Annotated in this window: 14 protein-coding genes; 1 reads left to right on the top strand and 13 read right to left on the bottom strand. The window is 43.0% G+C overall.

Annotated elements, in window-relative coordinates; translation table 11 throughout:
• Positions 1–75: 75 nt before the first annotated feature.
• On the top strand, positions 76–468 hold the full coding sequence (locus BP97_RS0105700) for a hypothetical protein (protein ID WP_051620433.1): 393 nt from the start codon (positions 76–78) through the stop codon (positions 466–468).
• 43 nt (positions 469–511) lie between these two features.
• Here the strand turns inward: BP97_RS0105700 and BP97_RS0105695 are convergent, their stop codons facing one another.
• From BP97_RS0105695 to BP97_RS0105625, 13 genes are all read right to left on the bottom strand, one after another.
• Positions 512–802: a Dabb family protein gene (locus BP97_RS0105695; protein WP_028548223.1), complete on the bottom strand. Its 291-nt coding sequence runs from the start codon at positions 800–802 to the stop codon at positions 512–514.
• A 36-nt stretch (positions 803–838) separates the two neighbouring features.
• Positions 839–2,404: an ABC-F family ATP-binding cassette domain-containing protein gene (locus tag BP97_RS0105690; RefSeq protein WP_028548222.1), complete on the bottom strand. Its 1,566-nt coding sequence runs from the start codon at positions 2,402–2,404 to the stop codon at positions 839–841.
• An 81-nt stretch (positions 2,405–2,485) separates the two neighbouring features.
• Complete coding sequence (locus tag BP97_RS0105685; RefSeq protein WP_156043152.1) at positions 2,486–3,355, bottom strand: PP2C family protein-serine/threonine phosphatase; 870 nt, start codon at positions 3,353–3,355, stop codon at positions 2,486–2,488.
• Positions 3,356–3,358: 3 nt separating this feature from the next.
• Positions 3,359–5,041 (bottom strand): DUF6382 domain-containing protein, encoded by a 1,683-nt coding sequence (locus BP97_RS0105680; protein WP_028548220.1) that lies wholly within the window; start codon positions 5,039–5,041, stop codon positions 3,359–3,361.
• Positions 5,042–5,077: 36 nt separating this feature from the next.
• Positions 5,078–5,590, bottom strand: coding sequence for an A24 family peptidase (locus tag BP97_RS0105675; protein WP_051620401.1), 513 nt, complete (start codon positions 5,588–5,590; stop codon positions 5,078–5,080).
• Positions 5,587–6,255 carry a TadE/TadG family type IV pilus assembly protein gene (locus tag BP97_RS0105670; RefSeq protein ID WP_028548218.1) on the bottom strand — a complete coding sequence of 223 codons (669 nt, stop codon included), beginning with the start codon at positions 6,253–6,255 and terminating at the stop codon, positions 5,587–5,589. The genes BP97_RS0105675 and BP97_RS0105670 overlap by 4 nt, the downstream gene beginning before the upstream one ends.
• Positions 6,256–6,302: 47 nt before the next feature.
• Positions 6,303–8,585 (bottom strand): hypothetical protein, encoded by a 2,283-nt coding sequence (locus tag BP97_RS0105665; protein ID WP_231506223.1) that lies wholly within the window; start codon positions 8,583–8,585, stop codon positions 6,303–6,305.
• 62 nt (positions 8,586–8,647) lie between these two features.
• A complete protein-coding gene (locus tag BP97_RS0105660) occupies positions 8,648–9,547 on the bottom strand; it encodes a hypothetical protein (protein ID WP_231506222.1) in 900 nt (299 codons plus the stop codon).
• Between the two features lie 459 nt (positions 9,548–10,006).
• The gene (locus BP97_RS0105655) at positions 10,007–10,261 is read right to left on the bottom strand and encodes a hypothetical protein (RefSeq protein ID WP_028548215.1); all 255 of its coding nucleotides are present in this window, start codon (positions 10,259–10,261) and stop codon (positions 10,007–10,009) included.
• A complete protein-coding gene (locus tag BP97_RS0105650) occupies positions 10,245–10,589 on the bottom strand; it encodes a YolD-like family protein (protein WP_051620400.1) in 345 nt (114 codons plus the stop codon). Before BP97_RS0105650 ends, BP97_RS0105655 begins: the two co-directional genes overlap by 17 nt.
• Positions 10,586–10,789: a hypothetical protein gene (locus BP97_RS0105645; RefSeq protein ID WP_028548213.1), complete on the bottom strand. Its 204-nt coding sequence runs from the start codon at positions 10,787–10,789 to the stop codon at positions 10,586–10,588. Before BP97_RS0105645 ends, BP97_RS0105650 begins: the two co-directional genes overlap by 4 nt.
• 86 nt (positions 10,790–10,875) lie before the next feature.
• Positions 10,876–11,091, bottom strand: coding sequence for a transcriptional regulator (locus tag BP97_RS0105640; protein ID WP_231506221.1), 216 nt, complete (start codon positions 11,089–11,091; stop codon positions 10,876–10,878).
• A 522-nt stretch (positions 11,092–11,613) separates the two neighbouring features.
• Entirely contained in the window at positions 11,614–12,600 is a 987-nt protein-coding gene (locus BP97_RS0105625) for an ADP-ribosylglycohydrolase family protein (protein ID WP_028548211.1), read from the bottom strand.
• Positions 12,601–12,968: the final 368 nt, after the last annotated feature.

Raw genomic sequence — 12,968 nt, 5'->3', positions numbered from 1 at the left:
GTTTTATTCACCTTTTCAAGTTTGGAGGCTCTTCCTTTGTATCTTTGGCTTGTCTTTATTCATGCCGTAAGCGCAATGATTTCCATAGGACCTTTTTTTGTCCTCTTCCCCATGCTGGGTAAACTTCGCAAAGCCGAAGAACCATTATTGTCCTCATATCTCGACTCATTTTTGTTTGTCGTCCGACTATCTAAGCACTCAGGACATGTTCTGGTGATTTCAGGTCTTTTATTGTTGTGGCTCGGTGGTTGGCCTTGGACTACACCTTTCATAGCCGCTACTTTCATCGTATTATTTGCTTCGCTGCTATTTATGGCTCGTGCCTTTTCTCCGACCATTCGCCGACTGCGTCAACCGGATCACGACAGAGTCAAGCTGGTCAACAAGCTGGCCCGTTCCTTGTATATTTATATGTTTGTTTTGTTCGTTATGCTTTGGCTTATGATGATGAAACCGGCTCTGTGGTGATACAGACATCACCCGAACCGGTTTTTTCGTTTCATCTATAGAATTAGGATGCGAAATCAACGCAAACGCTCGTACCATCCAACACTTGTTTCATATGTGCTTTTACTTCCACATGAATAGGGTGATTGTCATAGACGCTCAAGTCTTCCAAGGAATCAAACTTCGTGATTAGTGCAATATCGTAAGATCTATCCGAATGCAGTACATCCGTACCTACTTCAATGTATTTTAATACAGGAATTTTACCCTCCATGTTTTTCAATACATTCACGGTAACTTGAACCGATTCCGGACTGCGGTCCTTTAATTTGAAAAATACGACGTGTGTAAGCATAAGAACGATCTCCCTTTCTTGGTTAAGAAATATTATTTATGATTGTGGAGTCAGCTGTTGATTAGACCAGTGTTCGACATCCCATACTTTTGTAACCCAATCCTCGTAAAAATCAGGCTCGTGACATACTAGCAGGATAGTACCTTTGAACTCCTTGAGTGCGCGCTTGAGCTCTTCCTTCGCTACTACATCCAGATGATTCGTCGGTTCGTCGAACAAGATCCAATTGCTCTCTCTCATCAATAACTTGCATAAACGTACTTTGGCCTGTTCACCGCCGCTTAACATACTAATAGGTCTTGTAATATGTTCATTGGTAAGTCCGCAGCGTGCCAGCGCAGCCCTCACCTCATGCTGGTTCATACCTGAAAACTCATTCCATACATCATCAATGGGTGTCAAGTTAGGGGCCTTTACTTCTTGTTCGAAATAAGCTGGAAACAAAAAGTCACCCAAATAGGTCGATCCACTAAGAACCGGAACCTTACCCATAATGGATTTCAGGAGCGTTGACTTCCCTACCCCATTGCAGCCGACAATTGCAATTTTATCTCCACGTTCAATGCTCATATTCAGAGTCGGCAGCAAAGGTCTGTCATAACCAATGACCATATCCTTACCTTCAAATACAGTTTTACCGCTCGTGCGGGCATCTTTAAAATTAAAGGTGGGCTTGGCAGCCGTCTCCGGTCTATCAATTCTCTCTACCCTCTCGAGCTGCTTCTCGCGGCTCTTGGCCCTGCTTGAAGTCGAATAGCGTGCTTTATTTCGTTGAATGAAGTCCTCTTGCTTCTTAATGTACTCCTGCTGCTTCTCATACGCATCCATGTGCTGCTGTTTATTGATATCTGCCATTAGCAGAAATTTTTCATAGTTAGCGCTGTATCGCGTCAGCTTAGAAAATTCCAAATGATAAATGACATTAACAACCCTATTCATAAATTCCGTATCATGAGAAATTAATATGAAAGCATAAGGATAGCTTTGCAAATAGTTCGTTAGCCATTCGATATGCTCCACGTCCAAATAGTTCGTAGGCTCGTCCAGCAATAACACCGTAGGCTGTTCCAGCAGCAGCTTCCCCAATAACACTTTGGTGCGCTGACCGCCACTCAACTGTGATACATCCCGGTCCAATCCGATAGCATTCAAACCAAGGCCATTAGCCATCTCTTCGACTTTAACATCCAGCAAATAAAAGCCGCTATTTTCTAAACGATCCTGTATTTCACCCATTTGCTCTAACAAAACTTCCAGCTTATCCGGGTCCGCATCCGCCATTTGGTCGGTAATTTGAATCATTTCCTTCTCTTGCTCATAAAGAGGGAGAAAGGCATCCTGCAATACATCACGTATCGTTTTTCCCGGTGTCAGCTTCGTGTGCTGATCCAAGTAACTATAATGAACGCGAGGCGTCCATTCTACTCGTCCATCATCCTTTAACAGCTGACCTGTTAATATATTCATCAATGTTGATTTTCCAACACCATTAGCACCCACTAGCCCTACGTGCTCACCGGCTAGCAGTCGAAATGAAACCTCTTTAAACAACACTCTTCCACCAAAGCCGTGGCTTAAACCTTCAACCGTCAACAAACTCATTGCTGTTCGATCTTCTCCTGTCTCATGTAAATAATGTCAGTTGATGATCAGAACTACAATGCATCATGACGGTTTATTATATCATTTACTCCAATCGACAGGGAATAGGTAATGAATATTTTTCAGTCTGCTTATTAACCTCTGCAGCATGGAATACGACTTATTTAGCGGACGAAGAAGCAGAACACTGATATTATCGTTTGAGCGTTGATCCAAAGCTTTATCCAGCAGAAGATCACTTATCTGTTGAAGAGTTATTTGCGAGGGCTCTTGTTCTTTCAAAAAATGTTCTATCCCCTTGTTAGGTAAACGATCATAAAATCCGTCGCTACATAGCAAAAAGAGGCTGTTTGGATGATAAAAACCGCTTGAAAATTCGATCTTGAGCTCCTTTTGAGTACCGAGGCAGTGAAGCAGTACATGACGATTAGGATGTTTTCTCGCCTGCTGAAGAGACATTTTCCGTTTGCGCACCTGTTCCGCTGCCCAAGAATGATCTTTGGTCAACTGCTTCAATCGACAGCGATGAAAATAATAGATTCGGCAATCTCCAATGTGACATAGTAAGTAGGTTTCATTCAGCAGAAAAAGCAGGGTCAGTGTCGTGCTCATCTGACATCCTGCATCTTTCCCAATCCTTATCAATGCCTCATTGATCTCTTGAAATAGCTGACGAATGGAATGACTCAGATCAGTCCGTAGCGATTGAGCCGTCAGCAGCTTGGGCAGCTTCACATCCAACCATCGCCTTACGTATTCCATTGCCGTATCGCTAGCTCGGCTTCCATCACCTACACCACCGACTCCATCAGCAATAACCGCAACCGCATACGGTTCTCCTTGCTTGGTCGTACCGATCCTAAGTAAGGATCGATCCTCATTCATCATCCGGAACCAACCAGAATGTGTGGCAACCCCATAGTGCCAATGGACGGCAAATGTTGTTCTCAACCGCTACAACCCCATTTTAAAAATGAATTCAGTATTGATGATTCTAACTATATCACCATCATTCAAACAATACACCCGGTAAGGCGTTAATAATTCATTATTCACAAATGTCCCGTTACGGGAACCCAGGTCTTTCACTCCGTAGACTCCATTTTCCCTTACAATCTCGGCATGAAGTCTAGAAACGCCGGTTTCCTTGTGCTCATAATCAACGCCTTCGCCAGCGCGACCAATAACGAAGCAAGGCTTAACTAGACTTATTTTAGCAGATGCTCCCGATTGATTCGTCTCCAAGTATGGGTACGCTGAAGTTACAGGTCTCATGGAGCTATGGAGCAGTACAGTAGCATCAGACTTGGGAAGCAAGGTCGTACGCTGTTCTAGCCCACGGTAGTATGCTTCAGAATCGTTGTCTGCTGCTTTCGACACATTCGTGCTCATTGCGACCCTATTTCCATTCGTTTCCAATTGCTGTTTTAACGGTTTTTCTGAGGATGCAGCTTCTTGTGCCTCCACCTTAAAAAAAGCCGCCAAACTCGAGCTTGGTTCCAACGTTGACTTTGAGGCAAGTCTCGCAAGAATAGCTTCTGGAACTGGATTGTCTTCTGATGGTTTCCCCTTTTTTTCTTCAGGCAAATCGTTAGGGTCCTGCTTAATACCATATGGCTTCCAAATCCATAAGATTACGAATACCAAATCTGCAATGAGCAGTGACAAACCTGAGCAAATATATACCCACGATTCTAACGGATGATCCAAATACAGCTTCCATACTAGGCACAGTGATAATATACCGGCAAGCATGACCGGCAGCTTCAACTTATTGGATGCTTGATCATTTGACATGTTCGTTCCTGCTGCTAAAGAAAACGGCGAAGGAAAAGGAAGTTGAACAGATCCAACTTGAGGCAACGATTTATCAGACATAACAGGGTTAGATAAAGCTTGTGAAGTTATTGTGCTCCACGTTGATACTACTGTTGATTGTTTCAACAAGTCTGGACTAGCTGATTGCTCTTGCGGTGTATCGTATTCCCTTGGGTAGTTCGACACAAAGTCTTTGGAACGGGCATTCTCCTTTTGAACCACATTGGCGTCATTCCCTAACTGGTTCATATGCTTTAGAAGGAGCTGCTTTAGTGCTGCCAAATGAAATGACTCATCCATGAGGTAATTCATCAGCTCTTGATAACCACTTCCGCTTAACTCCGAAACTTTATGAACAAGCCTAGAGGCTAAGTGCTGCAAATCGACGGAAACCGTATTTTTATCTGTCAGTGATTCCATTGGAAGGTACGTAATATATATATCGGTTAAATCCTTCCCACAATAAATATAATCTTCTTTAAGAATATATCTTCCTTCCTGAAGCATATAAACGCTGCTTTCTGACAACACATCCACAAGTGTGTACAGCAGAGTAAAAAACTGCTTGATCGAGAGACTTCCGAGACGAAGCCATTGAGATAACATTCTTTTATCGGTTATCGAGTAGTAAAGCTTAAGATTTTGATCCACTTCCTCCACATGCAGCTCCAATAATCGCGGAATCCGATTCATTAACAGCATGTTTAATTGAAAAGAAGAGATATCTTCTTTGTGCAGACCGTTCTCCTTATACATCACCATAAAATGACCATTCTGATTTTGATAATCTACTTGTAAACCATAAACCATTTGATTCATTTTAGTTACAATCCTCCTCTCCCATGAAAGTCTAAATTACATTACATTGATAAACACTGTAATTGTCGCTGGCAGTACGGCCCACATAAAAGGAAAGCGTACATGATGATCTGACTTTATGTATGGCTTCCACTGCGCAGTATCTTTCAGGGCTAGAAAACACCACAGCATAGAGCCCAAACGATGAGCTGTTTGTTTCCACTGCCGACGCCATAACAAAATTAAACATCCAACCAGAGCTGCATAAAATAAGGAGTACATCATGCTTTGAAGCACCACTTCTCCTCCAGCTAGCGTGCCTATAGCGCCAAACAGCTTTACATCTCCTGCGCCGACCGCCCTAATAAAATACAAAAGCAGCATAGGCACGAAACCACATGCCGTTCCTATTAATCCGTACAAAGCGCCAGAGCTTCCTGAATAAGCAGTATGAAGCGCCATTCCTGTAAGCCAGCCTGAAACAGTGAGCCAGTTAGGAATTTTTTGATATCTTACATCAGTAATAAAAGAAGCGATAATAATTCCGAATGTTATTAACGTAAAGATCACCCAATACCCCCAACCCATGCACGCTCATAAGCTTGTTTTCGAATAATGATTACTTTTTTAAAGAATGGAACGGTAAGCGGTACCTCGTACTGGGCTTCGATCCCTATAAACGCATTTTCTTTATGCTCCAGATCCGGCAATATGACATTCGTAACCTTCAAGCGTTCCTTTTTTAATCGAGTTGGATTTGCGTAAAGCACAACAATTGGAGTGACAGTGTTGTTCAAAAGCGGCTTATAGGCTGCTTCAAGCTGATCCTTAGCTTCCTCCGTTTTCGCTTGTCCCAAAGCCTCTAAATGCTCTCTGTTCGTTTTCTCCCATGTGATTAATTGAACAACGGGGTCGGGTATCCAGCGTTCGTAATCATCGACAAACTGTTCTGTATCAATCGCCTTTTGTTTAACAGAATCTATTTGTCCAATCACTCCATCAATCCAGCCGCTCGGTGCACTCTGATTCCATTTGCTTCTTGCCTGCTGGTATAACAAATCTACCGGGTACAGATTCGCAGCTATAACCTTTGTCGTGTCTGATACAGCAGACTGCAAAGCCATCTCTGCGAGCGATATTTGAATAAAAGCAATCAACACTAAAATAAATGACAAAAATAACGGAAGGACGAGCGCAGCTTCCAGAACGATCCCGCCCTCTTGATCGCTCGCCATACTCCGTCTCCTTTTAGTGCTGAATAAAAGGACCCTCTTAACCCAATTCAGTACGCCATCACTCCCGTCTTCGTTATTTGACATCTGCCAAGGTTGACATGACAAGCATTTAGTCCTGATTTTCCCAATTGATTCATAAGTCCCGGAAGAAACCATAAACGAATAGAGGTTGATGCAGTACCGGATATATACGTAGTGCTTTGCTGCAAATCTATATCTGTATTCAGTTGAATTAACGATTGCATTCGGGATAAAAGCACTTTATCTCGACTATGCAGTAAAAAGAACATTCTTAAATAATCCTTGTAGCCCATGGTGAAAAAACTGCCTAACTTTTTTGACAAGGGTACCATTTCCCCTTGAATCAGTTTTGACATATCCTGCTGTGCGTGGATGGCTCCTTCTGCTACAGCTGCTAAAAATACCAGCAGAGGAGAACCTACATTCAATATTTCATTTTTGGGTTCAAGCAGAGCCTCCGCTGTATCAACAGCTAACCGAAATGCGAACATTTCAGCATATGCCATAGAATAGTTGCTTGCACAGGTATTCGATCCATATAGTAAATACTCCAGCTCTTGATTAGCAAGCTTGTGCTTACCAGGCTCTGATGGTTCTAACGAGCCTTTGATTGCCCCTGTGCTGTCCTTTTCTAAACCAAAAGTGCGATAATTGAATTTGCTCACCGCAAATTCGTCAACATAAAACTCATCTCGAACATCGGTCAGGAGACTGGTTAAAGACGAAATAAGATTCATCGCGCTTGCTCCTGCCTTGTCTGCATTATCCAGATCAACTGATGGGACCGGCTGAGATAAGTTGCCTGCATTATTGGACTCCATGAAAGACTGATAATAGCCTTTCGTCCCTTGTGAGGGATCCCCTTGCAGTGTAATATACTGCTGCTTAGAGGAATCTGTCATCCCTGGTATACTGCAGCCGCCAAGAGCCAGCTTTACTTGGTCCAAATAAGCTTGAGCTTTTTTGCGTTGCTCCTGTTTGGAGGTGGTCGCTGCTGCTTTATTACTATTCCTCTGCTGCTCTTTCACGCTTTGTGTCGATTGTAACTCCTGAGCTTGTTTCCAAAAGGATTGTATCGATTGGTCCGCATTGCGATAATTTTGAGCATCGAACAAAATAACATTGGAAAGCTGAGCTTCTAGCCCGGAGAATAGAGCAACCGTGGAAGCCGCTTTGCTGCCGTAATCATCAAGATCGGCTCGGGAAATCAAATGAACAGCCTGAAATACCTTGTTAGCTTCATAGGAATCTGATGCCGCGTTTTGTGACTGAATATCCCGAAGCTCAGCATTCAATTGATCATTAGTTTTTTTAGCCTTGTTCAAAGCTTCGTCAAAAGCTTTGAGCCGATCCTTTAAATCATCCAAATCGCTCTTTGATTTCAGCTTTAACATTGCCAGCAGTTTTGCGTACTCGAGCAAATCATCAAGCAGCTGCTCTAAATCTGCAATTTTATCCTTTACATCCTTGATTTCGTCTTGTAAATCATCCTTAAGATCAAGAAGAGAATCTATCGTAGAGCTTGCTTGAGAGCCCGCTTGCATCAAAGAGCGTATGTCACCGTCGATTTGCTTCACTTCATCCTTTAAATCAACCAATTGCCTCTTGGCATCCTGAATCGACTGTTTAACCTCACCAATCGTATGAAGACCGATCTTATCGCTTAACTTATTCAGATCAGCCAGCTGAGTTTGATAAAAAGGGTGCATCGCTACCGCTTTTTGGTATATTGCTGACCATTCCTTCCAAGCTTGATCCAGTTGATCGTCACGTTCCTCAAGCAGCTTTTCGATTTTCTCAGCATTTTTAGAAAACTGTGAAGCTTGCCCCATTGCTGATGCAATTCCGGTCTTCTTAAATTTGTCCGCCATCTCTAACGAGTAAATCATTGGGGCACGATATTTCATCTCCTCTAGAATTTGCTTTTTAAATACCGTGTGGTTACCAAGCGAATACATCGAGGTCAGGCTGGAGCCCTCCGGTTCGAGCTTTTGATCAATAAACTGAAATTGATTTGATGCAAGAGAACCCGATATATTCCCTTCAACCACCTTCAGAAACAGTGCTTTGGATTCATCCGTCTTTTGGTTTAATGCATACAATCCATACGCCTGCAGCTTAGGCGAGAAGGAGGATAGCGTAGAGCGAACCCCTGTTTTCACAGCATTTTCCGCTTCCTTCTCAGCTACTTGAATGCGGGCAAAATCGATTAGCAATGCACAAAACAAAAACACCGGGACAAGAATTAACAATAAATACAAAGATACCGCTCCCTGCTGCTCCGCCCATAACCGCCGCAACAGTAACACCGTAAGCCCTCCTTCTCTTTATGCTGAGGCAACTCACACAAAGCTCCACTTTATTTTCTCTGTCATTCATGAATGACAACAACAATACCCTGACGCTCCAGCTCCTGACGAAGACCGTTGGAAAGCTTGACTTTATCTTGCTTAGACAATTTAAAGAAATGCCATACCACTCCCGTTACTTGAGATCCTTCTTTAAGAAGCCCCGCATCCTTAGGCATTTGTACATTTCTTAGCTGAGCTTCGTTAAAGCTATAGTAGGCTTGATGAGCAACCTTATTGGCGTCCAGCGCATCAACCACTCGTTTGGTAGAAGCATTAACCTCCAGCGTTTGCTCTTTCCCGTTCACTAAGGTACGCAAATAGTTCGCTGCACTTTCATGATTTGTAATAACGACAGCAGGCTCGGGGACAGATTTCGGCTCGACCATTGTAGCTAAAGCGGCGCTTGGCTTGATCCTCCCTTGGATCTCTTGTATAAATGATCGCGTCAAGTCAATCAACCGAATTGTTTCGACCGGATCAACAACTTGAGCGGATGCCTCCGACACGACATGGTTATCCAGCTTCTTGACCATAAAATGTGGAGATCGGAATGGTTTTTCCAAGTTCACCACTACTTCCCTGGAAAAACCGCTATTTTGATAACGCATCATTCCGCTCCAATCAGAGGAAAGAGTAGCGCCAACCTTTTGCATCTTCCCCTCCGGTCCTGTGTCACTACCCGGTGAGGAAACAGGAAGAGAGATTTGTGCAGCTTTGTTTGGGATGAGAAAACGGAACAAATCCGACATGCTGTCGCTGTGCAATCGCCAATACAAGCCGTCATCTTGATGAATGGAGTAATCCCCCGTAACGGCATCCTTTTTGCTGTTATCCCATATGAATGCCGCTCGATCAGCTGCTACACCCGCATTTTGAAATGCAGATGAAGTTTGATATACATACAGGGCTAAAAATAGCAAAGATATCGTGCTCAGCAAAATCATTGGGAGGACAAGGCTAGCCTCTATTGTGAAGCTTCCTTTTGTTTCATAAAATAGCTTAAGTTTTTTGGGAAACATAAGCTTATGACAGGCTGGAAGCAATCGGGAGCACAACAAATGCTTCTTACGGGCTAATGGAACTAACATCACTCTGGACAGTACCCGTCTGATTTTTAATTTGTGCGTCAGCCGAATCGAACAAACTTTTAACCCATTGCATAATCCACTTACGAAAAGCAAAATGTTCAAATATATGAACTAAAAGCCTAGTCAGTTAAGACCAGGCTTTTAATGTTTGAAGTGATTATGAGTTTCCTACCCTTTACATTAAATCCTTCTCCTATTGATTCTTTTCCTTGCTTCCTCAGTCGCTACAACATTTAACCATCGTGGTAATTTTGTGTTAAAAATAAAGAGCCTCCAGGGCTCCTGCGTAACTCAGTATGAAATCCAAAATGAAGCTGTATTTTCCTTTGAAGTTCTCTCCCAAGCCTCCAGTATAACAATACGCTCCGGTTCAGCGCGGTTCCATTCTATATATCGCTCCTGGGCAAGGATAGCCAATACATCCATAATCCCTTCCCGGCTACGGCCCGTTTTATTTTCGAGCACATGAATGCTGGGAGTCGCCTTGCACATAAAAGTATAGTTACCGATGATCCGTAATACCTTGCGTTCAATATCTTTCAGCACTAAATTCAACTCCAATAATATCTTTGAAGTCGATTAACTTCCAATCGCCTAGCCATTCCAATTTCACAAGCTGCTGCCGTGGATCCAATCCGCTCACGATCCCTGTATACTTCATGCGTCCATATTCGCAGAAAACCGATACTGTTACTTCAAGCGTGTTTGACATAGAAGACTTCAGACGTCCAAACAACTCCTGCAGCTCCTCTTCCATTAACTCCAGTTTTGCAAGTCTATCCGTTTGCTTGTGCAACTGAACGCTACGCTCCCGGTGCTCTGGCAGCATCATCCTGCTTGATTCCCAAAGACCGTTCCCTGTAAGTTTTTTCATGATGCCCTCCCTACAGGCTGCACGGCTAGAATGTTCTCTATTCGAAATACCCTCGGCGCTCGCCAGCGAAGACAAAATGCTTTAACGGTATTGTTACCAATTTCTCGAACCTCTATAGCACGCTGCGTAATGGATCCATCATTTCCACTGTAGATGATTTCAACAGTTTGACCAATAAACCTTAGCATTTGTAACTCCAATTCGTCCGCCCCCATTTAAGAACATTTGTTTGTATTATATAGGAATATATGTTCGTGTTTCAAGAGGTAAAAAAAGAACAGCGAGATCATTCCTCCTGTTCTTTTTTGGCGCGCTCTATTTTCTCTTCGATTGCTGCCAGAATGAATGCATTACGGCTCATTCCGTGCAAGGCTGCTTCTCTATCAATCCGTTCACGATCACCCTTTTTTACCATTAATTTAACCTGATCATAATTAGCTGCATTATATTTTTCCTTGGCCTTAGTTGATGCATTGCGTTTCTTTTCATCCAATGGATTCACCTTCCTTTCACCTTATTGTAACACAAAATATATACTTGTACCAGTACAAAAATAGCTTGACTATATACTAGTACAAGTATATAGTATAATTATAAGGAGGTGAGACAAGATGGCAAAAAAGAAAAGGAAGAAGCAAACGATTAGCCGAAGTGATTTAATAGGATTAATGATTGCACTCATTAACCTAACAGCTTCGATAATCACCCTCATCGCCGCTCAGCGATAATCAACACGGGAAAGGGAGCCGAAAGGCTCCCCGAACCACCGGGGATGAAATACAAGGGTTTGCTTCTTCCTTCTCAATTATACCATAAAGGGGCTGAAAGTATGAAGCTTTCGGGCATCAGAGTCGCCACTTATATTATTAGTATTGCCGCTCTGGTTATCAGTATTATTAGTCTGATTATCGCTTTAACGAAATGATCAAAGTGCTGGAGGAACAGGACCGACGAGGCTGCCGATATATGTCGGCAGCCTCATATTTATTGAACTATCGTACCCGTTAGTTCAATAAAAAGTCCCCTAAACTTCACTTTTAGACCGAAGTTTCACAATACTTGACGCTAGATTGACAAGCTCATTTCCATTAACAAATTCGACCGCTTGATACCAGCTTTCATTCACTGATTCTGGGGACATCGCTCCCGCAATTGCTGCACCCATTGATGCGACTGAATCAGTGTCGCCGCCTAGGTTAGCGGCTAGTAGCGTTGTTTTTTCAGCTGAGTTAGTAATAACAGCGAGACTTATCGCCAAAGCAACAATATTAGGGGTTTTCCAAGGCATGTATTTTTCTTTTATGTACTCTAAAGATAATGTCGCTTGATTAGAAAGGTCCTCGTGCACTTGCATAATCAAGGTAGAGATGTTCTCGTCGGTTGTTGATTGGCGGTATTTTTCGGCGAGTCTCGCTGCCCGAACAGCATGCTGGAGTACCTCATCTGGGGACTTGTTATCAATTGCAGCAGAGACTGCGGCGGCAATTGCGGTAGCACCACATATTGCTATTCTTCCGCCATGCGTAGGGATACTCGCTTCAAAAACACTTGAAACAAGTTCGTGTATCTTTTCATATGAATACAATGCTCCAATGGGGGCCACACGCATTGCAGCTCCACAGCCGTCGCCTTCAAAAGCTATCCGAGAAGGATCGCCGAATTGTTGGAACTTTCCCAGCTGTAGAGTCGGGCGGTTTGACTTTTTGCATTGCATAAGTTCTTCTCCCACAGAAGCGTGAGTGATAGGAAATCCCCGTGTAATTACCCTTGCAATTGAAGTCGTTTGTTCAGTGTCATCTGTTGTTTCTCCAAATTTCCAGAAGTAATGCTTACCTTCATATCGGGGCATGATACTACCTATTGGTCCATGAAATCCGGTAACCCCACCTGGAAACCACTGATTAATTTCCTCAAACCTTAAAGATTCTGTTTGTTTTCCAATTGCATCCCCAGTTGAAACTCCTTTGAAGGAACCTACTACTCGTTTTAACAATTCAACATTCCCGACCATAGGAGCCGCCTCCTTTCACAAATGAGAGTGATTACAGTACTACTTTCCCACAAAAAGAACTTGATTTGTGTGACAATATTGTTAAATTATGTAACACCCCATACTTCTTTTCGCGATCGTTATTCAACTCTATTGCCCAATAGCTTAATGAGGCTGCCGATCACATTCGTGGCAGTCTCACTTTGAAGTTTGTTATTGAACTAACGTACCCGTCCCTCGGTTTTAAGGGTTTATCTCACGTAAACTCAGTCATTCGCAGGATTTCTCACGTTGGAATCTAGTGGTCCGTAGGAAATAAAGCATTTTTACCCGTAAGGTTAGTGTTTTGGGCATGCGGAAATAAAAGAAATGAACGCTTTGGAACATTT

It is taken from the genome of Paenibacillus sp. UNC451MF, from assembly GCF_000686845.1.
Classification (GTDB): Bacteria; Bacillota; Bacilli; order Paenibacillales; family NBRC-103111; genus Paenibacillus_S.
This window is presented reverse-complemented; position numbering and strand designations above follow the sequence as displayed.

What these genes read in the sequence shown, in the direction of transcription:
- BP97_RS0105670 (WP_028548218.1), bottom strand. Translation starts at nt 6,255, where the DNA reads ATGGCGAGCGATCAAGAGGGCGGGATCGTTCTGGAAGCTGCGCTCGTC.
- BP97_RS0105690 (WP_028548222.1), bottom strand. Translation starts at nt 2,404, where the DNA reads ATGAGTTTGTTGACGGTTGAAGGTTTAAGCCACGGCTTTGGTGGAAGA.
- BP97_RS0105700 (WP_051620433.1), top strand. Translation starts at nt 76, where the DNA reads ATGATTTCCATAGGACCTTTTTTTGTCCTCTTCCCCATGCTGGGTAAA.
- BP97_RS0105650 (WP_051620400.1), bottom strand. Translation starts at nt 10,589, where the DNA reads ATGAAAAAACTTACAGGGAACGGTCTTTGGGAATCAAGCAGGATGATG.
- BP97_RS0105680 (WP_028548220.1), bottom strand. Translation starts at nt 5,041, where the DNA reads ATGAATCAAATGGTTTATGGTTTACAAGTAGATTATCAAAATCAGAAT.
- BP97_RS0105625 (WP_028548211.1), bottom strand. Translation starts at nt 12,600, where the DNA reads ATGGTCGGGAATGTTGAATTGTTAAAACGAGTAGTAGGTTCCTTCAAA.
- BP97_RS0105695 (WP_028548223.1), bottom strand. Translation starts at nt 802, where the DNA reads ATGCTTACACACGTCGTATTTTTCAAATTAAAGGACCGCAGTCCGGAA.